Origin of the sequence: Robertmurraya siralis, from assembly GCF_005502275.1 — a bacterium.
Classification (GTDB): domain Bacteria; phylum Bacillota; class Bacilli; order Bacillales; family Cytobacillaceae; genus Robertmurraya; species Robertmurraya siralis.
The window spans coordinates 1-21,496 of the sequence record NZ_SWLZ01000013.1; the positions used below are offsets into that span (position 1 = coordinate 1).

Annotated in this window: 24 protein-coding genes and 1 pseudogene; 18 read left to right on the forward strand and 7 right to left on the reverse strand. The window is 37.5% G+C overall.

The features are described from left to right. Positions 1–129: 129 nt before the first annotated feature. From FCJ93_RS14800 to FCJ93_RS14820, 5 genes are all read left to right on the forward strand, one after another. Positions 130–309: a hypothetical protein gene (locus FCJ93_RS14800; protein WP_095306087.1), complete on the forward strand. Its 180-nt coding sequence runs from the start codon at positions 130–132 to the stop codon at positions 307–309. Between the two features lie 538 nt (positions 310–847). Beyond that, positions 848–2,038, forward strand: a complete 1,191-nt coding sequence (locus FCJ93_RS14805) for a glycine C-acetyltransferase (RefSeq protein ID WP_095306088.1) — start codon at positions 848–850, stop codon at positions 2,036–2,038. 59 nt (positions 2,039–2,097) lie between these two features. Continuing rightward, entirely contained in the window at positions 2,098–3,033 is a 936-nt protein-coding gene (locus tag FCJ93_RS14810; protein WP_095306089.1) for an L-threonine 3-dehydrogenase, read from the forward strand. 195 nt (positions 3,034–3,228) lie between these two features. Then, positions 3,229–4,332, forward strand: coding sequence for a PfkB family carbohydrate kinase (locus FCJ93_RS14815; RefSeq protein WP_095306090.1), 1,104 nt, complete (start codon positions 3,229–3,231; stop codon positions 4,330–4,332). After that, the gene (locus FCJ93_RS14820) at positions 4,332–5,240 is read left to right on the forward strand and encodes a pseudouridine-5'-phosphate glycosidase (protein WP_095306091.1); all 909 of its coding nucleotides are present in this window, start codon (positions 4,332–4,334) and stop codon (positions 5,238–5,240) included. Before FCJ93_RS14815 ends, FCJ93_RS14820 begins: the two co-directional genes overlap by 1 nt. A 185-nt stretch (positions 5,241–5,425) precedes the next feature. Here the strand turns inward: FCJ93_RS14820 and selD are convergent, their stop codons facing one another. From selD to FCJ93_RS14835, 3 genes are all read right to left on the reverse strand, one after another. Next, the gene (selD, locus tag FCJ93_RS14825; protein WP_373315166.1) at positions 5,426–6,526 is read right to left on the reverse strand and encodes a selenide, water dikinase SelD; all 1,101 of its coding nucleotides are present in this window, start codon (positions 6,524–6,526) and stop codon (positions 5,426–5,428) included. Between the two features lie 36 nt (positions 6,527–6,562). Further along, positions 6,563–7,549, reverse strand: coding sequence for a ketoacyl-ACP synthase III (locus tag FCJ93_RS14830; protein ID WP_095306093.1), 987 nt, complete (start codon positions 7,547–7,549; stop codon positions 6,563–6,565). A 142-nt stretch (positions 7,550–7,691) separates the two neighbouring features. After that, on the reverse strand, positions 7,692–8,042 hold the full coding sequence (locus FCJ93_RS14835) for a hypothetical protein (protein WP_137744038.1): 351 nt from the start codon (positions 8,040–8,042) through the stop codon (positions 7,692–7,694). 309 nt (positions 8,043–8,351) lie between these two features. Between FCJ93_RS14835 and FCJ93_RS25920 the strand changes: the two are divergent. Continuing rightward, a pseudogene (locus tag FCJ93_RS25920) lies at positions 8,352–8,537 on the forward strand (Rdx family protein); the annotation flags it as partial. A gap of 302 nt (positions 8,538–8,839) precedes the next feature. Further along, the gene (gene selA, locus FCJ93_RS14845; protein WP_095306096.1) at positions 8,840–10,246 is read left to right on the forward strand and encodes an L-seryl-tRNA(Sec) selenium transferase; all 1,407 of its coding nucleotides are present in this window, start codon (positions 8,840–8,842) and stop codon (positions 10,244–10,246) included. A 162-nt stretch (positions 10,247–10,408) separates the two neighbouring features. Here the strand turns inward: selA and FCJ93_RS14850 are convergent, their stop codons facing one another. Beyond that, the gene (locus FCJ93_RS14850; protein ID WP_095306097.1) at positions 10,409–10,552 is read right to left on the reverse strand and encodes a small acid-soluble spore protein P; all 144 of its coding nucleotides are present in this window, start codon (positions 10,550–10,552) and stop codon (positions 10,409–10,411) included. Positions 10,553–10,702: 150 nt separating this feature from the next. Between FCJ93_RS14850 and FCJ93_RS14855 the strand changes: the two genes are divergently transcribed. Continuing rightward, on the forward strand, positions 10,703–10,966 hold the full coding sequence (locus FCJ93_RS14855) for a hypothetical protein (RefSeq protein ID WP_095306098.1): 264 nt from the start codon (positions 10,703–10,705) through the stop codon (positions 10,964–10,966). A gap of 194 nt (positions 10,967–11,160) precedes the next feature. On the opposite strand, the gene sspO is transcribed toward FCJ93_RS14855, so the two are convergent. After that, on the reverse strand, positions 11,161–11,310 hold the full coding sequence (sspO, locus tag FCJ93_RS14860; RefSeq protein WP_095306100.1) for a small acid-soluble spore protein O: 150 nt from the start codon (positions 11,308–11,310) through the stop codon (positions 11,161–11,163). Positions 11,311–11,627: 317 nt separating this feature from the next. Here sspO and acnA point away from each other — a divergent pair, with 317 nt between their 5' ends. The 10 genes from acnA to FCJ93_RS14910 all read left to right on the forward strand — a co-directional run bounded on the left by acnA (position 11,628) and on the right by FCJ93_RS14910 (position 19,834). After that, positions 11,628–14,336 (forward strand): aconitate hydratase AcnA, encoded by a 2,709-nt coding sequence (gene acnA / locus FCJ93_RS14865; RefSeq protein WP_095306099.1) that lies wholly within the window; start codon positions 11,628–11,630, stop codon positions 14,334–14,336. An 85-nt stretch (positions 14,337–14,421) separates the two neighbouring features. Beyond that, on the forward strand, positions 14,422–14,634 hold the full coding sequence (locus tag FCJ93_RS14870; RefSeq protein WP_137744039.1) for a helix-turn-helix domain-containing protein: 213 nt from the start codon (positions 14,422–14,424) through the stop codon (positions 14,632–14,634). A 6-nt stretch (positions 14,635–14,640) separates the two neighbouring features. Next, positions 14,641–14,973, forward strand: coding sequence for a helix-turn-helix domain-containing protein (locus FCJ93_RS14875; RefSeq protein WP_137744040.1), 333 nt, complete (start codon positions 14,641–14,643; stop codon positions 14,971–14,973). A 230-nt stretch (positions 14,974–15,203) separates the two neighbouring features. After that, positions 15,204–15,743 (forward strand): peroxiredoxin family protein, encoded by a 540-nt coding sequence (locus FCJ93_RS14880; RefSeq protein WP_137744041.1) that lies wholly within the window; start codon positions 15,204–15,206, stop codon positions 15,741–15,743. A 161-nt stretch (positions 15,744–15,904) separates the two neighbouring features. Beyond that, complete coding sequence (locus FCJ93_RS14885) at positions 15,905–16,036, forward strand: FbpB family small basic protein (RefSeq protein ID WP_095306102.1); 132 nt, start codon at positions 15,905–15,907, stop codon at positions 16,034–16,036. 67 nt (positions 16,037–16,103) lie between these two features. Continuing rightward, positions 16,104–16,256 carry an acid-soluble spore protein N gene (locus tag FCJ93_RS14890; protein ID WP_095306103.1) on the forward strand — a complete coding sequence of 51 codons (153 nt, stop codon included), beginning with the start codon at positions 16,104–16,106 and terminating at the stop codon, positions 16,254–16,256. A gap of 123 nt (positions 16,257–16,379) precedes the next feature. After that, entirely contained in the window at positions 16,380–16,610 is a 231-nt protein-coding gene (tlp, locus tag FCJ93_RS14895) for a small acid-soluble spore protein Tlp (RefSeq protein WP_095306104.1), read from the forward strand. Positions 16,611–16,712: 102 nt separating this feature from the next. Beyond that, on the forward strand, positions 16,713–19,052 hold the full coding sequence (locus FCJ93_RS14900) for an AAA family ATPase (RefSeq protein ID WP_137744042.1): 2,340 nt from the start codon (positions 16,713–16,715) through the stop codon (positions 19,050–19,052). After that, positions 19,052–19,480 carry an acyl-CoA thioesterase gene (locus FCJ93_RS14905; protein WP_137744043.1) on the forward strand — a complete coding sequence of 143 codons (429 nt, stop codon included), beginning with the start codon at positions 19,052–19,054 and terminating at the stop codon, positions 19,478–19,480. The genes FCJ93_RS14900 and FCJ93_RS14905 overlap by 1 nt, the downstream gene beginning before the upstream one ends. A 51-nt stretch (positions 19,481–19,531) precedes the next feature. Beyond that, on the forward strand, positions 19,532–19,834 hold the full coding sequence (locus FCJ93_RS14910; protein WP_095306107.1) for a hypothetical protein: 303 nt from the start codon (positions 19,532–19,534) through the stop codon (positions 19,832–19,834). Positions 19,835–19,931: 97 nt separating this feature from the next. Here FCJ93_RS14910 and FCJ93_RS14915 read toward each other — a convergent pair whose 3' ends face one another. Together FCJ93_RS14915 and FCJ93_RS14920 are read right to left on the reverse strand one after the other, a co-directional pair. Next, a complete protein-coding gene (locus FCJ93_RS14915) occupies positions 19,932–20,114 on the reverse strand; it encodes a hypothetical protein (RefSeq protein ID WP_095306108.1) in 183 nt (60 codons plus the stop codon). 89 nt (positions 20,115–20,203) lie between these two features. After that, entirely contained in the window at positions 20,204–21,292 is a 1,089-nt protein-coding gene (locus tag FCJ93_RS14920) for a two-component system sensor histidine kinase NtrB (protein WP_137744044.1), read from the reverse strand. Between the last annotated feature and the right edge of the window lie 204 nt (positions 21,293–21,496).

Consider the following 21,496-nt stretch of genomic DNA (forward strand, 5'->3'; position numbering starts at 1 on the left):
TCTATGTATTGGAATAGTTTAACATATTAGGTAAATTTTATTAGGAATCGTGTCGAAAAATATTTTTTTGGCACTCCAACAGCGGTTCAAACCGTTGATATATCAATATTTATAGAGGGAGTGATAATAATGATATACATACTTTTATTTGTTGTACCGTTATTAGCTGTATTATGGTTTTTAAACTTTACTACTTTTTTAAAAAATCTAAACGTTGATAAAAACACTCAAACTCAGATTATATTAGGGGCTCTTTTGAGTTTTATGCTTGTTTTTGCAATTATGTATGGCTTTGTAGGACTTCACTAAAGAATTTAGTAGCATATATAATTATTAATACATTTACTCTAAACTTCTCAATAATCTGAGGGTTTTTTTCTTGATAGTTTTACACTCTACTTTCTATAAATTTTCATACAACAACATTATTATGTTTCAGAGTGTCGACAAAAGCCATCGAGAGGCAACCTCTCGGTGGCTTTTGTCATTTTTGGATAGTTGACTGTAAAAATCCGTTGATTTCCGCTCCGGGTGGCGCTTTCCGCAGGCGGGGCCGAGCCGCTTCGTGCACAATTAGAAATACTGACAATAGATCAATTAGTTCCTGATGATCATCTAGTGCGCAAGCTTCCGCCATTCAAGACTAGATCTTTTGAGCTTGATTGCAGCATTTGGAAAAGGAATTTCAGCAAGTTTTTTGTCCGTTATAGGTGTACTAACAAAAAATATATGTTAAAGTAATGGTATACGAAGCCATTCGTATCAAGGATAATACCAATATTTTATTGTCCTTATAGAAAAGACAAATGTATTTCGAGTTTTCGCAAAAATAAGGAGGTACCCTATCATGTCGAGCAAAAAATTAAACGTTTTTTTACAATCAAATTTGCAGGAATTAAAAGAAAAAGGACTTTACAATGTGATTGATCCCCTCGAAAGCGCAAACGGTGCCATCATAAAAATTAATGGAAGAGCACTGATTAATCTATCCTCAAATAACTATCTAGGCTTAGCTACTGATGCAAAACTGAAAAACGCTGCCTCAGAAGCAATCGAAAAATTCGGTGTAGGTGCTGGTGCTGTTCGGACGATCAACGGTACATTACAATTACATCTTCTCTTAGAAGAAAAGTTAGCAAAATTTAAAAATACAGAAGCTGCTATTGCTTACCAATCAGGCTTTAATTGTAATATGGCAGCGATAAGTGCGGTAATGGATAAAAATGATGCGATTCTTTCAGACGAATTAAACCACGCTTCCATCATTGATGGCTGTCGTTTATCCAAGGCAAAAATTATCCGCTACAATCATTCCGACATGAATGATTTACACGCGAAAGCGAAAGAAGCAACTGAATCTGGGCAATTTAATAAAGTAATGGTTATTACAGATGGTGTCTTTTCAATGGATGGAGATATCGCGAAACTACCGGAAATTGTCGAAATCGCTGAAAAATTCGACTTAATCACTTATGTGGATGATGCACATGGGTCAGGTGTACTCGGCAAGGGAGCAGGTACTGTTAAACATTTCAACCTATCAGATAAAGTCGACTTCCAAATCGGTACACTGTCTAAAGCAATCGGCGTTGTAGGAGGGTATGTGGCAGGAAAGCAAGAATTGATTGACTGGTTAAAAGTGCGGAGCAGACCATTTCTTTTCTCCACTTCTTTAACACCAGCAGATGTTGCCGCAAGTATAAAAGCGCTTGATATTTTAATGGAAAGCTCAGAGCTTAATGAGCGCTTATGGAAAAATGCTGATTACTTGAAAAAAGGGCTAGCAGCGCTTGGTTTTGACATCGGTGAGAGCGAAACCCCTATTACACCATGCATTATTGGCGATGAAGTAAAAACACAGAAATTTAGTCAACGTCTAAATGAAGAAGGTGTATATGCCAAATCAATTGTATTTCCAACTGTTCCTAAAGGAACCGGAAGAGTTAGAAATATGCCAACTGCAGCCCATACAAAGGAAATGCTTGATCAAGCACTTTCAATTTATGAAAAGGTCGGAAAGGAAATGGCGCTGATCTAACATTTTCTAGCTTGTGACAAATAAGGATGTAGTAAGGCAAAGGGTGGAGGACAATAGCAATGAAACGAATATTAATTACTGGTGCATTAGGGCAAATTGGTTCTGAATTGACGCTTAAGTTAAGAGAAATATATGGTAGAGATAATGTAATTGCTACAGATATTCGCCAAGAGGAAGAAACAGAAGGTCCATTTGAAATACTCGATGTTTCAGATCAGTTTCGCATGTATGAGATTGCCAAGAAGTTTAGAGTGGATACCATTATTCACCTTGCTGCATTACTTTCGGCAACAGCAGAAACGAAACCAATTTTCGCATGGAATTTAAATATGGGCGGTCTTGTAAACGCTTTAGAAACAGCAAGAGAGTTGAATTGTCAATTTTTCACACCTAGCTCTATCGGCGCTTTCGGACCGACAACACCGAAGGATCATACCCCACAGGTCACCATTCAGCGCCCGACAACGATGTATGGTGTCAATAAAGTAGCTGGTGAGCTGCTTTGTGATTACTATTTTCATAAGTTCTCAGTTGATACCCGAAGCTTGAGATTTCCAGGGTTAATTTCTTACGTCACCCCTCCAGGCGGAGGGACTACTGACTATGCAGTTGAAATCTATTATGAAGCGCTTCGCAAACAACAATATACGTCTTACATTGCAAAAGATACTTACATGGACATGATGTATATGCCAGATGCTTTAAACGCCATCATTCAATTAATGGAAGCTGATCCTGCCCAATTAAAGCATCGCAACGCATTCAATGTCACGGCGATGAGCTTTGATCCAGAAGAAATTGCAAATGAGATCCGGAACCATATACCGAACTTTGAATTAAATTATCAAGTTGATCCTGTTCGCCAGCAAATCGCTGAAAGCTGGCCAAACTCAATCGACGCAACGGCTGCGAAAGAAGAATGGGGCTTTAAGGCAACATACGATTTAAAACAAATGACCATTGATATGTTAGAACAGCTTCGTTCAAGATTATAAAACTACTATATTATCGCAAGCGTATTTTTTTGTACGCTTGCCTTTTTACCTTTATCCCACTGTATAATCTTAACTTATTTGAAAAAAGCTAGAGAGGAGATAAATAACTCTAGCTTTTTTGCATTTTAAACGCTACAATATAAACAAAAGTTTATAATTTATAAACTTTTGTTCGGAGCAAAAGGAGGTGAAAGTATGGCAGAACCACTATCAGAAAAGGAGAAATACCTTCTCCAACTGATACGAAAAAACCCGTATATCTCCCAACAGGATCTAGCGAAAGCGTTATCCATATCTCGACCAACAGTAGCAAATTTGATTTCAGGACTAATCAAAAAGGGTCATATTCTTGGTCGTGCCTACGTGTTATCCAAGGATGAACCGATAGTTTGCATCGGCGGAGCGAATATTGATAGGAAGTTCCATGTCAAAGAGAAAGCACAGTTTGGAACGTCAAATCCCTGCAAGTCGACACAAAGCGCTGGCGGTGTGGCACGGAATATCGCTGAAAATTTAGGGAAACTTGGAATGAATGTTTCATTAATCACTTGTTGTGGACTGGATTCCGATTGGCGTTTCATCAAAGAGGTTTCAGCTCCATATATGAACTTAGACTTTGTTTCACAAATTTCCAAAACTTCAACAGGTTCATATACAGCCATTTTAGAAGAAACGGGTGAGATGATTATGGCCCTTGCTGATATGGAAGTATATGAATTCATTACGCCAAAATTGTTGGAAAATCATCTAACTTTATTGAGACAGGCAAAATGCATCATCGCCGATTTAAATACACCAAAAGAAGGTCTCGAATATCTTTGCCAATTTTCCAGGGAAAATAATAAGGATTTAATTCTAATCCCGGTTTCATCTCCTAAAATGAAAAGACTACCAAAAAATTTACAAGATGTCACATGGTTAATCACGAACCGCGACGAATCCGAAGCTTATTTTAATAGAGAGATTAAAGATGCCAAGGATTGGAGCGTTGCTTTAGAAAGCTGGCTCTCCTTAGGAATCAAAAATGTCATTATTACAAACGGAAAAGACGGTGCTCTTATTGGAAATCGAGAAGAAATACTCTATATACCAGCACTCGAAACGAATGAGATCATCGATGTCACAGGGGCTGGAGATGCTTTCTCAGCCGCGGTTGTCTATTCATGGCTTGAAGGGAAAAGCATTAAAGAAATCGGAAAAGCCGGAACGATCAACGCATTAAAAACCTTGCAGTCCCCTCACACTGTTCGAGAGGATCTTTCGGCTGCACAATTACAGAAGGACATGGAGGAAATATAATGAAGTCATATATCGTTTTATCAGAAGAAGTAAAGCAAGCTCAAGAACAAGGTAAACCAATCGTGGCATTAGAATCAACGATCATCTCCCACGGCATGCCATATCCACAAAACGTTAAAACTGCACGAGAGGTTGAACAAATCATACGTGATAATGGAGCAGTTCCAGCAACAATTGCTATTTTAGACGGGAAAATCAAAATCGGTTTGTCCGATGAAGAATTAGAAATGTTCGGCCAAAGCAAAGAAGTGGCAAAGGCATCTCGCCGCGACATCCCTTATTTAATTGCAACAAAACAAAAAGGAGCAACAACAGTTGCCGCAACAATGATTTGTGCTGATTTGGCAGGGATTCGCATTTTTGTAACAGGAGGAATCGGCGGCGTACATCGGGGTGCTGAAACAACAATGGATATTTCTGCTGATTTAGAGGAGTTAGCGAACACAAATGTCGCTGTCGTTTGTGCTGGAGCAAAATCTATTCTTGACTTAGGATTAACAATGGAATACTTAGAAACGAAGGGCGTACCTGTGATCGGCTATCAAACAGAGCGGCTTCCTGCATTCTATACTAGAACAAGTGAATATTTTGTTAACTTCCGCGCGGACAAGGCAGAGGAAATTGCGGCAACATTAAAAACAAAATGGGATTTAAATTTAAAAGGTGGAGTCGTCATTACAAATCCAATTCCTGAAGAATACGCAATGGATGAAAAGGTAATAACGGATGTAATCGAAAAGGCACTGAAAGAAGCAGAAGAAAATCATATTACGGGGAAGGACTCTACACCATTTCTGCTGGCAAAAGTAAAAGAATTGACAGGTGGAAAAAGTCTCGAGACCAATATTGAACTAGTTAAAAATAATGCTCGCCTAGGTGCTGAAATCGCCGTCAGCTTTAATCAATAAGTAAAGCGTCTCTTTTAATTTTCCTTCGTCATCGCTGTAAAACGGTAAAGGGAGCTGCTCTATCGATCACCGAGCTCAAATTGACTTATCATAGCGAATTCGGTCTGGTACTTGAAGTGTATTCCACTTTAAATGCCTGCACAAACCCAGGTCCGACCACAACAAAAGGTGAAATCACAATGATTTCACCTTTTTACATAAATAAGCTTTTCTTGTTTTTCTCTTACTTTCCCAACAATTGCCGCATCAAACAGCTTGTGCTCATGTAAAGCAGATAAATAAGCTGTCGCACTATCTGCAGGTAATGATACGAGCAGTCCCCCTGAGGTAATTGCATCGCATAAGATCATTTGTTCTTCAAGCTCCAAACCTTCATAATGCACATCATTTTCAAGCCATTTATGATTTGATTTCGATCCTCCTGGAATAATTCCTTGCTTGGCTAATTCATAAGTACCTTTAAGCACAGGAACCGAGCTGTAGGAAATTTCAAAGCTTACATTGCTTCCTCTAGCCATTTCACTTCCATGTCCAAGTAAACCAAACCCGGTAACATCTGTAACAGCTCGAGGAGAGAAAGGATGGAGAAGTTCTGCAGCCAGTTTATTTAAAGTCGCCATCACTTTTGCAACAGTTTTTTCCTGCTCTACTGTAACAGCTTTTCTTTTAATTCCTGTCGTCATAATGCCGACACCGAGTGGTTTCGTCAATACAAGCAAATCTCCAGGCTCAGCACCAACATTTTTCCAAACCTTCTCAGGATGAACGAGACCTGTAACAGAAAGACCGAACTTTGGTTCTTGGTCATCAATTGAATGTCCGCCGATCGTAACTGCTCCAGATTCAACTACTTTATCACCTGCGCCTCGCAATATATCAGCAAGAATATCTGGACCAAGCTTTTTCACTGGATAGCCGACAATATTCAAAACTGTCTTTGGTGTACCGCCCATTGCATATACATCACTTAATGCGTTAGCCGCTGCAATTTGACCAAACATATATGCATCATCAACAATCGGTGTAAAATAGTCCAGGGTTTGCACAAGTGCTATTTCATCGGTTAATTTAAACACACCGCCATCATCAGATGTTTCATGACCTACGATTAATTCAGGGATCGGATCGTGCTTTGGTAATAAACGCAAAACTTGCGTTAAGTCCTCAGGACCAATTTTACAGCCTCAACCAGCTTTACTAGATAAGGAAGTAAGGCGAATAACTTCTTCTTTACTCACATTGTCCACCTCCTTAGTCAAGTATAACTCTTTGTCGCTAGATTTCATAATAATTGAGGCCGCTTAAACGATCATTTCAATATACTAATATTTCATTAATAGGGCTACTAATTGATAGCCACCACCAATCGTCCAGAACAGAATTTTATCTCCTCTTTTAATCCTTCCATTTTCAATTCCATCGTATAGAGCAAGGAGAGGACTAGTAGTGCCTGTATACCCAAAGCGATCTCCTACGTACATGAGCTTATCTTCGTCTAATTGATAATACTCCTGAATGGTCTTAATATTACTAATCGAAAATTGGGAAAAACAATAGGCATCTAAATCCGTAATGGTCAGGTTATTACGTGAGAGCATGGTTTCAAACATCTGATAGGTGGGAGGCATTGCAATGCTCCCATCAAAGGGAATCCATACCATTGATTGCTCTTCATTTTTTTTAATGGCATTTGAAAGACCTGAACGAGGGAAATTCGTATTGCTATAGGTAACAGAATCTGTAAAGTATATTGAATCAATGAAGCCGGTATCTTCCTCCGTTTTTTCCAATATAACAGCACATGCTGAATCACCAAAATTAGCAAATGAAATTTCTTCATCTGGATTAGCCATTAGCGTATTATAATCAGAACCGACAACAAGAGCTTTTTGAACAAAAGGGTTGGCTTGCATATAGCGTGAAGCTTGATCAATTGCAACAAGCATCCCGGCGCAGTTAGCGTTTGTATCCATTGTTAAAGTACTATGTTTACCTTGTAATTTATGATGAAGCTGTATCGCATTCGAAGTAGCTAAATATTCAGGTGTTTGTGAGGAGAATATGATCATATCTAAATCTTCACCTGAAAGATGGGATTTTTCCAAAACAAGCTTTGACGCTTTATAAGCCATTGTTAAACTATTTTCATCGTCATTATCAATCATATATCGAGATTTGCGACCGAGGATATTTTCAATAAAATGTTTAGAATCATCTCCTCTACTCTTAAAATGCTCAAAAAAATAATCATTATCAACAGCATTAGAAGGGTGATAGATAGCAATGTCTTTTATTTTAATATTTGTCATATTTAAATTACAACCTCCCATAAATTAAAAAACAAGACCACGAGAGTCTTGTAGGCCAAATCAATCAATCTTATTCATTTTTCTTTGTAAAAACTAAATAACAAGAACATGTTAATTAGTTCTTTTGCATATAGAAACTTTTCTAAATTTCTTTTACTTCAGCATTTGTGAAATTCGTATTTTTAAAGATTCTGTTTAACTGCATTTTTAAGATTGGACTTTTCTTGATTGTGACAACCAATTTTTGAAATCCTGACTGTTGATACATGCGAATCGTATTTTCCATCGCAGGAACCATTTCTTGTGTTAAAACATCCATATCTGTTGAATCAGCATTTAACGTATATTCCTTAGGATCTATACTTTTTACTTTTTCAGAATAATCTGCTACAAACTCTTGCACTTGTTCAGGAGTAAATGTTCCTACAACCACCAAATCAATTGTCTTAGTTGCTTTATTTACCTTGATAGAGAAAGATCCTTCTTTTGCCATTTGCAAAACTCCTTCGAAATTTATATTTGTCTTACTGAATGTAATTATACGAAATGAAGATTAGGCTGTGAATGCCATTCACAACGAAAAACCTAATGACAATAAAATTTTTTCAAAAAAACAAGGAATTTAGAACTACTAAATAAAATACACAAGGGTATTATGAACTAATTTTATAATATTGGCGAATCAATCTTAATTATTTTAAAATAGAAAGTGAACTTTTTGTGAATTTTTTGTGAAAGGAGGGTTATAATGAAAAGCTATTCAATTACTGTGAAATTTTGCATGCAATGAAATTATGCACCCAAAGCCGCGAGTTTCGCGGAAGAATTATTTAACCATTTCCGAGCGAATATAAAAGAAATGCAACTTATCCCTAGTTCTGGTGGTGCTTTTGAAATTGCTGTCAACGGTAAAACGATTTATTCAAAACTCGAAACCGGTGTTTTTCCAAAAAATACGGAAGTGATTAAAAAAATTGAAAGCATGTAATTGAAAAGCCCTACTAATATATAGGACTTCAGCTTGTCGACATGAGGCATTGAGAGACTCTCGGTGTCTTTTGTCATTTTTTAATAAGGGGGCATTAATACCCGTTAATTTTTTCGCTTTCGCGCACACTTGCTTTCCGCGGGGAGAACGGTGAGCCTCTTCGGATCAGTCACTCTTGCGGGAACTACACATCCCTCAGGAGTCAAGCCCCCTCCGCTCCTAGTAAAGTTGCATTTTTTTATGAAAATGGTCATTATTAAAATGGTATAATGAGGATGATCGAAAATGATGGAGGAATTTTAATGAAGAAGACTGTTCGTTATTTACCACCGATCCATGAATTGCAAAAAGATCCTCGTTTTATCAATTTACTTGATGCATTTACAATACATGAAGGCCATTTGACAGCATTGCTAAAAGCAGTAATTGAGGATATCCGAACGCAAATTTTAACAGAGACTTGGAATGGGCCACTGCCAGACGGCGATGACTTTTGTGAAGAGTTATTTAACATATTGCAAAAAAAATTACATCATCAGTTTCAATATACATTAAAAAAAGTCATCAATGGAACTGGAACGATTTTACATACGAATTTAGGAAGAGCACGTTTAAGTAATAAAGCAATTGAACATGTAGTGGAAACAGCGCAATCTTATTCCAATTTAGAATACAATCTTAACGAAGGAGAAAGGGGATCTCGTCATAATCATGTAGAAGCTTTGCTCAAAGACATAACCGGAGCAGAGGCTGCGATGGTGGTCAATAACAATGCGGCAGCGGTATTTCTCGTTTTGCGGACATTAGCTGCAAACAAAGAAGTTATTGTCTCTCGTGGAGAGCTAGTCGAAATTGGAGGTTCCTTTCGAATCTCATCTATTATGGAAGAAAGTGGGGCTACCCTTGTTGAAGTAGGAACAACGAATAAAACCCATTTATTCGATTATGAACGCGTTTTAAATGAAAACACTTCGATGGTCATGAAAGTTCATACAAGCAACTTCAAGGTGATTGGCTTTACGAAAACCGTCTCAACAGAAGAACTGGCCACATTAACAAAAACTCGCGATGATCTTATTTTTTATGAGGATTTAGGAAGTGGGGCACTCTACAATTATCAACAGCATGGAATCGGCACAGAGCCTGTTGTTAGCGAAGTGTTAAAAAGAGGAGCTGATCTTATTTCCTTTAGTGGTGACAAGCTTCTTGGCGGACCTCAGGCCGGAATTATTGTAGGGAAGAAACAGCTTATTGAGCGATTAAAGAAAAATCAGCTTGCACGAGTTGTTCGTGTCGATAAAATGACTTTAGCAGCGTTAGAAGGCACTTTAATGGACTACTTACTTGGGAAAAGCGCACTAAAAAATATCCCCGTTGTTCGCGACTTACTTACGACTAAAGAAGAAATAAAAGATAGAGCGCTGCAGTTTATGAATGAGTTGCAGAAAAAAACCACTTCATATTCAATTCGGATTGCTGAGGATGAGAGCCAGGTAGGAGGAGGGACGATGCCGGAGGTAAAACTGCCAACATTTGTGTTAGTGTTACAGCATCATGCATATTCTGCTGAAAAATTAGCTGCTAAGTTGCGGACTGAGCATAATCCTGCGATCATCGTTCGAACTCAAAGGGAAGAAACTCTTATCGATCTTCGCTGCATTACAAAGGAAGAAGAAAACATCCTTTTAGAAGCACTAGTTTCAATATAAAGAAAAAATGGACTGAAAATCACTTTAAGATTTCAGTCCATTTTTCTTGCTTTGCCCACAACAAGTAGTCCTAGGCAAATTTGACAGTGAAATTAGCAAGTGAACAAGACATCCAACCGGGTTCAACGATTCGAATTTTTTATAACGCTCAGTTTTTTATACTTACATATCGTGATGCTGGTTGTTCTTTTGACGTGTGTGGTTGCGATTTTTAACTTTTTTTGAACCACTTAACGGCTCTGGCTGGCTTGAATTTTCTCCCTTTGGAGCATTTTTCCGCATATCTTTTCCATCATTTTTATTCATGTTAGTTATCCCTCCTAGTATTAGAATGCTGTCCTTACCCTTCAATTATTCCGCATATTTTCAGGTTGGATTGCACATTTTAACGAGAGAAGTCAATATTTCATAAACCTTATCGTAAAAGAACTTTATAGAGAAAGGGAGTATTCAACATTGCCGTATCATAAAAATAAGCAGCAAGCGTTTCAAGCCGCTCAACAGGGAGTGAATGAAGCGCAGGAACTCTACCATGAAATCGTGAAAGATAGTGCTAGTTACGGACACCAGCTCAAACATTTAAAAGAAGAAGTGAACGAAGCATTACAACAAATAGAGAATGCATTAGAGGTTGCTTCAGAACATCAGAAATCACAGCTTGAGCAATTTCGGCAAGATGTGACGGCAATTGCAAACGAGGTAAACGAAGCGGAATATTAAAAAGGCTTGTGAAACTTTAGTTCACACGAAATGAGCCAAATATTGTTTAACAAAGCCATTAAAAAAGAGCAGCAACTTGCTGTGAGAATAAAATTATAACTGGATTACGGTAAACATTAGTGCTCTCGGCGCATTGAACGGGAGTTTGTGTCGCCAGGCAATGCGCCGATCACCATGTAAAAACAGTGCAAAAATTATTGATTCTTCTTACGTTTTTTATTATTTTGTTTTTGTGCTGCTGTTAACGGTTCATTTGTAAGCTCTTCATTATAACCCGCTCCTTTTCCTTGGGCGCCGGCTGCGTTCATCCCCTCGATAATATGATTCGCTCTTCTCTTAACCAATTCCATTCACCTCCATTTTTTACTTTTTCCTTTCTTTGCGCAGTCATGCAATATTCTTGAAAAAACCGTGCAGAAACACTATTTTATAATAATAACGATAAGTTTCTCTTTTTTAAGAATGAGCAAATAAAATATATTTTCACCCTATTTACACTGTAAATCTGAAATAAAATAAGAAAAACTTATCAAAAACGATAACTTTCTTGTTATTTACTTATGTAGAAGACTGTATTAATATAAGGATTGTAGAAAAGTTCGGATGGGAGCAAATATTCAAACTTTTCAAAAGCGGTATATGATGATGAGGGGGAATTCATATGTCAAAAAACGACGTTTATAGCGCTCGCAAAGCATTTGAGCTTAATGGAAAGCGCTATAACTATTACAATTTAGGCGCACTTGAAGAAGCTGGAATTGGTAACATTTCGAAACTACCATATTCCATCAAAGTTTTACTAGAATCAGTGCTTCGTCAATATGATGGCCGTGTGATTACAAAAGAGCATGTTGAAAACTTAGCAAAATGGGGTACGGATAAGGTAAAGGAAGTTGATGTACCATTCAAGCCTTCACGTGTCATCCTTCAGGATTTTACCGGTGTACCTGCAGTTGTTGATCTTGCGTCACTTCGCAAAGCAATGGCTGACCTTGGTGGGGATCCGGATAAAATCAATCCTGAAAAACCAGTTGATTTAGTTATTGACCACTCCGTACAGGTCGATAAATACGGAACAGCTAATGCACTTCAAGCGAATATGGATCTTGAATTTGAACGCAATGCTGAACGTTATCAGTTCTTAAGCTGGGCACAGAAAGCATTTGATAACTACCGTGCAGTACCACCTGCTACAGGTATTGTTCACCAAGTAAACTTAGAATTTTTAGCAAGTGTTGTTCATGCAGTTGCTGGTGAAAATGGTGAATTTGAAACATTCCCAGATTCATTAGTCGGTACTGACTCTCATACAACAATGATCAATGGAATCGGCGTTCTTGGATGGGGAGTTGGCGGTATCGAAGCTGAAGCAGGAATGCTAGGACAACCTTCATACTTCCCAGTTCCTGAAGTAGTTGGCGTTAAGCTAACAGGTGAACTTCCTAACGGAGCAACAGCGACAGACCTAGCTCTAAAAGTAACGCAAGTCCTACGTCAACATGGAGTAGTAGGGAAATTCGTTGAATTCTTCGGTCCTGGTGTAGTCTCACTTCCATTAGCTGATCGTGCTACCATTGCAAATATGGCTCCTGAGTACGGAGCTACTTGTGGCTTCTTCCCAGTAGATAATGAATCACTAGACTATATGCGTTTAACCGGACGTTCTGAAGAGCAAATCCAAATTGTTGAAGCATACTGCAAAGCAAACGGATTGTTCTTTGATCCAAGCTTAGAGCCTATATACACTGATGTCATTGAAATCAATCTTGCTGATATTGAAGCGAATCTTTCTGGTCCTAAGCGTCCGCAAGATTTAATCCCACTTTCTCAAATGAAAGCAGAATTCAACAAGGCTCTAACTGCACCACAGGGGAATCAGGGCTTTGGTTTAGAACCATCTGAGCTTGAAAAAGAAGTGACAGTACAATTGGATAATGGCAAAGAGGTAACGATGAAAACAGGTGCGATTGCTATAGCTGCAATTACGAGCTGTACAAATACATCAAACCCATACGTTCTCGTTGCTGCCGGGTTAGTAGCAAAAAAAGCAACAGAATTAGGACTAGAAGTACCTAAATATGTAAAAACATCCTTAGCACCAGGTTCAAAGGTTGTAACAGGCTACTTGCGTGATTCTGGATTACTTCCATACCTTGAGCAACTTGGCTATAATCTTGTTGGATATGGATGTACAACTTGTATCGGGAATTCAGGTCCATTAAAGCCTGAGCTTGAAAAAGCGATTGCTGATAATGATTTATTAGTAACATCTGTTCTTTCGGGTAACCGTAACTTTGAAGGACGTATCCATCCACTAGTAAAAGGAAACTACTTAGCTTCACCACCATTAGTAGTTGCTTATTCATTAGCCGGAACCGTTGATATTGACCTTCAAAAAGAATCACTTGGTAAGGACAAAAATGGAAATGATGTCTTCTTCAAGGATATTTGGCCATCAACAGCTGAAGTAAATGAAGTGGTTAGTCGCACTGTTACTCCTGAGCTATTTAAAGCAGAATACGAAAACGTATTTAGTGACAATGAGCGTTGGAACGCAATCAAAACAAGCAATGAACCATTATATTCATTTGATGATAACTCAACATATATTCAAAATCCACCATTCTTTGAAGGTCTAAAGCCTGATCCAGATGAGGTAAAACCATTATCAGGATTACGCGTTGTAGGGAAATTTGGAGATTCTGTAACAACAGATCACATTTCTCCTGCTGGCGCAATTGGTAAGGATACTCCAGCTGGCAAATATCTACGCGAAAATGGTGTCGAAATTCGCGACTTTAACTCTTATGGTTCTCGTCGTGGAAACCATGAGGTGATGATGCGCGGTACATTTGCGAATATCCGTATTCGTAACCAAATCGCCCCAGGTACAGAGGGTGGTTACACAACACACTGGCCTACTGGTGAAGTAACTTCTATTTATGATGCTTGCATGAAATATAAAGAAGAAGGAACAGGCCTAGTTGTACTTGCTGGTAAAGATTACGGAATGGGCTCATCTCGTGACTGGGCTGCTAAAGGAACGAACTTACTTGGAATTAAAACTGTAATTGCTGAAAGCTTTGAACGTATTCACCGTTCAAACCTTGCACTTATGGGTGTTCTTCCACTTCAATTTAAAGAGGGAGAAAATGCTGAAGTCCTTGGCTTAACTGGAAAAGAAACCATTGATGTTCATATCGATGAAAATGTAAAACCTCGTCAGCTCGTTCAAATAACTGCGACTGCTGAAGACGGAACAAAGAAAGAGTTTGAAGCAATTGTTCGCTTCGATTCTGAAATCGAAATTGATTACTATCGTCATGGTGGAATTTTACCAATGGTTCTTCGTGAGAAATTAGCCAACTAAAGAACACGTAATAAAAAGGGCTGAGTCAAAAGGTACTGCACCCCAGAAGTTAGAGTTAATAATCTAACCTCTGGGGTGTTTTTGTATGGCAAAATATCGTGAAGAATTTAAATTAAAAATTGTAATGGAATATTCAGGGGGCAAACTAGGATATTACTTATTAGCCCAAAAATATGGTATTCCTGCTGAATCTCAAGTCAGAAGATGGGTTCGTGCTTATAAAGAATTTGGAGAAGACGGACTACGTAGGAAGCATTCTAAACAAGTTTATTCTGTCAAATTTAAGTTAGATGTATGAAACTTTATGAAACACACAGGTGCTTCTTACCAAGATACTGCGATTATCTTTAAGATGAACAATCCTTCATTGATTACCCATTGGTACAGAACCTTTTTAGAGGAAGGTATAGAAGGCCTGCAGGATAAAGTGAAAGGGCGGCCTTCTATGTCTAAAAATCAGAAAGCAAAATTACCAAAACAAGAAAAAGAGTTATCTCGTGAAGAACAATTAGAACGAGAAAATGAACTTCTACGTTTAGAGAATGCTTATTTAAAAAAGTTAAAAGCTTTTCAAGAAAATGTTGAGTACATAGATTACTACAATATTAAGCGTATAAAAGTAAAATTAGCTGCTTAATAAAAACTCTAACTTTGTGGGGTCACCACCTTAACGACTTTTTGATATCAGCTTTTTTTGTATTCGAGAGAAAGAATTCCCATCTTCCACTTCGAAAATAGGATTGTAGCCAGTAAGTACTTGGATAAAACTTTTCTTATTATGTCACAAAATCCTAATAATATGCTTCTTTTTTTGTCTAAGAAAGGATATACTAACGTTAGATTGTCATAAGAGAGAGGTGGTATTATATGTTCAAGAGAGTTACAGCAAGTTTAACTTTTCTCGTTTTGTTAGCAATCGGGATCAGCTATGGGATAAAGGACGCTGAAACTGAAAACAAAAGTGATGCTGCTGCAATTCCAGTCAATCTCGACCAAGGACCAGAAGTCGGTTCTAAAGCACCGGACTTTCAATTACCTACATTAGATGGCGAAATAATTCGATTGTCTGACCTTAAAGGAAAGAAAATCATGTTAAACTTTTGGACGACATGGTGCCCTCCTTGCAAAGCTGAAATGCCTGACATGCAAAAATTCTATACTGAAGAAGGCGAGCAAATAAAAATTCTTGCTGTCAATATTGATACTGATTACGATGTAGCTGGTTTTGTAAAGGAAATGAAAATTAACTTTCCAGTCCTGCTAGACAATGACGAAAGCGTAATGAAACAATATCGCATCTTAACAATCCCAACAACATTTTTTATTGATGAGAATGGTACTATTCAAAACAAATTTATCGGTGCTATGTCAATTGATAAGATGAAAGAATTAACACAAGAACTGTAGCCTTAGTTATTTTTTACTAAGGTTTATTTAACTTTTGAGAGGATTTTACATATAGTGGCTAATGGAGCATTGTAGCATCATAAATTTTCAAAAAGTTGTAATAATTTTAATATTTAATGGAGATAATGACTGTTACAATAGTGGTAAGGAGGGTGATATAAATGAGAAAACCAAGAAAGCGCTCTTTTTCTGAACTTGTCTTAGAAAATAAACGGCAACTTTTGCAGGATCAAGAAGCTCTTGAAAAAATTGAGCAAAGACTGGAAAAGAAACGTTTAGGACAAGCAAGATAAAACTTATAGAACTTGCCAATTATGATTTCCTTCTCCATGCTGATAATAATAGATAGGAGGGATCATGATGAGCAAGCACAAAACACATAAACGAAATTCAGAACACTATGTACCAAATCATATTGGTACCCAGCCACGTGGGTTTGGAGGAAACAAAGGCAAAAAAATGCAAGATAAATCTGGTCAGCATGCCCAAGTCATCCAAACAAAAGGTGAATAGATCGATATGAAACTCGCCCCAGGCGAGTTTTTTATTTTATAAAATAGAAAAATATGGTTATATATTTTCAAAAGAAAGTCACAAACTAATCCTGAACAAAACTTATGATAGGAGGAAATGTAATTGGCTCATAATAAACCAAATCCAGATGACCGCAGTGATAACGTAGAAAAGCTTCAAGACATGGTTCATAACACAATTGAAAATATGGAAGAAGCAGAAGCAACGATGGATTTGTCGAATGAAAAGGATCGGGCACAGATTGCTGCCAAAAATGAAAGAAGGCGTGAAAGTATTAATTCAATGCGGGAAGAAATAAAAGATGAACATGATGCACAAAATCATCAAAAATAATTCTGCATTTATGACCTGATCTTGAATCAGGTCGATTTTTTTTGTGTAAAAGTAAAAATTTGATAAGATAAAGATTATATAGGTTAGAAAAGAAGTGATATTATGATAAATCAACAAGATGAACAGAGACAACAAATTACGAAGCTCCTTTCAAAATGGAAACAGGAAATCATTGAGAAAGGGTATATAGAGAATGAAAGTCAATTGCTCGAAAAAATAAGGACTTTGGATGAAGAAAAGGATAATGAACTGTTATCGACCCTTTTATCATTAGCGGCAATCTCAAGAATAAAAAAAATCAATGCCCATGATTCTATCGTACGTGCTTGGATGGAAAGAGCGCAAAGTTTAAACCCTAAAAATGACGAAGCTAGACGATTTCTCGCTCAATTTCAATGGGAAGGAAAAAAAGACGTATTAACAAATCTGCAATTTCCAACTATTCGTGAAACGGATAATCGCCAACAAAAAAAGAAAACAGCGGAGCAAATTATTTTTTTATGCAAGCTATTTTTACAGGAAAATGAAGAGCATCTTGAAGCTCTCGAAGAAGCGGCGAAAATTGTCAAGGAATTAAAAGACTTAGAACTCATACATAAATATGAATTACTAATCGATCTTCTTGAAAAAGCCATTGAAGCAGTTGTAGGTATAAGAAAAGCGGCAGAGGAATTCGAACAAACGATTTCAGGTTCTTTCTATAATACAAGCTATTTTTATGATATGAAAGCACATCTTGAAAACATCGAAAGAATCAAGGATGAATGGAGCGAACAATTTCAAGAAAAGGAATTTTATGAATCTCGAAATGCACTCAATGAACTGGATTCAATGATTGGTATGGATCTTGTGAAAAAAAGGGTTAAAGCACTCTATCAATTTCTTAAATATCAGAAGGCCCGGAAAGATATTGGTTTTCAAATAAAGGATGAGATTAGCTTAAATATGGTCGTTACCGGGAATCCAGGAACCGGAAAAACATCATTAGTGCGGCTCCTTGCAAATATTTACCACGAACTTGGCGTCTTGCCTCGAAAAGATGTTATAGAAGTTGATCGTTCACAATTGGTTGGAGCATATGTTGGACAGACAGAAGAAAATGTAAGAAAAATCGTGGAAAAAGCATTGGGAGGAATCCTTTTTATCGATGAAGCTTACAGCTTGAAAAGAGAAGGACAATCGGGCAATGATTACGGTCAGACTGCGATTGACACGCTCGTTTCATTAATGACAGGGAAAGAGTTTGGAGGAAGATTTGCGGTCGTAATGGCAGGATATCCGGAGGAAATGAGTCAGTTTCTAGATGCTAATCCGGGACTACGTAGCCGCTTTCCAAGATCAAATTTGATTCATCTTGAAGATTACAGTGAGGATGAGTTGATATTAATTGCGGAGAAGTTCGCACAAGACAATGATTATGTTTTAACGGAAGAAGCGAAAATACAACTGAGAAAACGACTCGAAAAAGAGCGTGTAGACGAAACATTCGGCAACGCTAGAACGGTTCATAATTTAATCCTTGATGCAATTTTTCATAAAGGAGCAAAGGCTGTTGAACAGCAAACCATTTTCGATTATACATTTTTAGATAAAGACGATTTTGTGACAGAAGAAGCAGAAAACACGGCAACATCAAAGTTTTTATTGGAACAGCTAATTGGACTTGACGAAGTAAAGGAAGAAGTGAGAAAACTGATCTCCTTTGTTAAAGTTCAACAGGCTAGAAGGGAACATGGTCTGCCTGTTCTTCCTTTACAGCTGCATTCCGTATTTATGGGAAATCCAGGAACCGGGAAAACAACTGTTGCTAAAATTTATGCTCAAGCTTTAAAGGAATGCGGTATTTTAAAAAGAGGCCATCTGCTTGTCACGAGTAGAGCTGATTTTGTAGCAGGCTATGTCGGGCAAACGGCGATTAAAACGAAGAAGAAAATTCGTGAGGCTCTTGGCGGTGTACTCTTTATTGATGAAGCGTATTCCCTATTAAGTCAGACATCAGGGGATTTCGGTAAAGAAGTTATTGATACACTTGTTGATGAAATGACGAAGCATAATGAAAATCTTGTCATTATACTTGCAGGCTATCCTCATGAAATGGAGCAATTATTAGAAAGTAATCCCGGACTAAGATCTCGTTTTAAGAAGTTCTTTCATTTTCATGACTATACAAGTGAAGAGCTTATTGAAATAATGGAACATTACGGCTCAAATTATCAATATGAGCTTTCAATTGAAGCGAAAGATTATTTACAAAAAGAACTTAGCAACATCGATGTAAATGGAAATGGCAGATTTGCAACGAACTTAATGGATGAAGCCATTCAAGCCCAAGCTTCGCGACTGATGGAATACGAGAACATAAGTGTCATTAATGAAGCGACTCTCGTTCAAAAGAGTGATATCGAAAAATCATTAAATAAACTGAGAAGAGGAGATTCATAATGGAAGTAGCTACAAAAGAAATTGAAGTGCGCTATGCTGAAACCGATCAGATGGGAGTCGTTTATCACGCCAATTACCTTGTTTGGATGGAAGTTGGAAGGACGGCATTAATTAAACAATTAGGTTTTAATTATGCAGAACTAGAAAAGGAGGGGGTTATCTCACCTGTCCTTGATATCCAAGTCTCTTATAAAAAGCCGCTACGATATGGAGAAACGGCGAAAATCGATACATGGATCGAGGCGTATGACGGGTTAAAAGTAATTTATGGCTATGAAATCTATACGGGAGAAGGGGGACTTGCTGTAACAGGGCAATCGACACATGTTTGTGTCAAAAAGGAAAATTTTCGACCTATTTCAATAAAAAGAAAATATCCTGATTGGCATAACGCCTATGAAAAAGCCAAGAAAAAAGTATCAGTTTAATCGCAAAGAGGATTGTTTTCAGCATTAATGTTCTTAAAGGAGTGCGCGTCTATGGCATTTGGAATCAGAAAAGAAGACTTGCGGGCTTGGAAAAAGGCTATTGAAGATGGGGAAATCGCCTTTCTCACTCACTATTGGCTCGACGACAGATTTCCTGGATGTAAAACAGTAACAAAGGTTGGTTGTCGTGATATACAAAGATTAGCACAATGGGGAAAAACCTACGGGCTAAAAAAAGAGTGGATTCATATACGAGAAGATGGGTATTCTCATTTTGATATATTAGGAGAGCAAGAAAAGATCATTCTGCAAAAGGAAAACAAACTAACGGATCTCATAAAGAAGCAGATGTAGCCCAGTCTGCTTCTTTGCTATATACCCTTTAGTTGGAACGCGGTACTATGCTTGCAAAAGTTAACACGGTGTCGCTGAAAATAATGGAGCACCGGTTTTACAAATTCTCCAGAAAATCAATGAGTTCATCAAAATTATGGAGAACTTTAATAGGAGAGCCGCTACATTGTAAATCAGGACGATAAGGATACAGTTCCACATAAAAGTCTGAATCATCTTCCAAAGCGGATACTTCTGTTAAATAGATATAGTCTTTACCGAATGAACTAGGCTCCTTCATTTAAATCACCTTCTACTTTTCTTTTATTTTAAAGTAGAAGGGAGCATATTCAGGATCCTTATTATGTCAATTTATTGAATTATCACATGTTAAGCATGAAGCTGTAGCTTTGGTTGCAGAGGTAATCGGATGCGAAAAATTGTTCCTTCATTTAAAAAGCTTGAAATTTCAATGTTACCTCCATGCTCACTAATAATTTGTTTACAAATCGCCAACCCTAACCCTGTCCCAGATAATTTCGTTGAATAAAAAGGGGTGAAAAGCCTGTTAAGCGAATCTTCACTTAATCCACAACCGTTATCTTCAATGCTAATGATGATATCATCATCTATTCTCTCACTAGACAATCGTATTTTCCCTTCGTTTCGCTCACTTGAGTGAATCGCCTCAACCGCATTTTTAATCATATTTACGAGCACTTGCTTCAATTGATGTTCCTCAACGAAAATAGACGGAATATCGGACTGCAAGCTCGTTTCCAGGACGATATTTCTTAAGTGCGCTTCCCCTTCATAAAGAAGCGCAATATCTTCAATTAAATCATTAATTACTACTTCTTTCCGCTCATTTATTTGTGGCTTTGCCGCATTCAAAAATTGATAAAGCAACTTATTTGCTCGCTCAATTTCATCCAAAGCAATACTGGCATATTGCTCTTTATCCAGCTCAATTAAATATGGCTTCATTAATTGAATAAAGCCTTTAATGGTCGTCAATGGATTCCGAATCTCATGGGCAATGCCCGCTGCAAGCTGGCCTACATTTGATAAATAACTGCGATGCAGGTCCAGTTCATCATATTTTTCTTTTATTTTCTCAAGCTCTTGAAGGCGCAGTTTTGATTGTCGCAATTTGTGCCTCATGCTTTTCATCTGCTCGAAAGTTTTATTGGATAAAGATTCTAACGGTTGGCAAAATAGATGGCATTTACAGTTCTCTTTTTTTTTATAAATTCGGTACGGTGCAGGCGCTTCCTCACGCAAATTTAATAAAAATACTTTCGACTCCATTTCTGGTGCTCCAATAAATTGCAGAAAATCCTCGATACTGTCTACTGCAATGAAATCATTGACATTTTCGGGACATTTTTTTAAGTTTGCCGATGCTGCAATGACATTTAAATCCGCATCAATACACAAATAGGGGAAAGGTAAGCTTAAATATTGATCGTATTCCATTTTTCATCCATCCTTCATCATTTTAAATCAACCCATTTCCTATTCCACAAACAATAGATTCTGAACGAGAAAGAAATGAAGCTTGATTTGTATATGTCTATGGCGAAAAACATCAAATTATGTATATTTAAAGCAAATTTTAAAGCGGCAAACTAATTTCAAATATGGAGAAAAATTAAGACCATTTTAGATTTTCCTGAACTT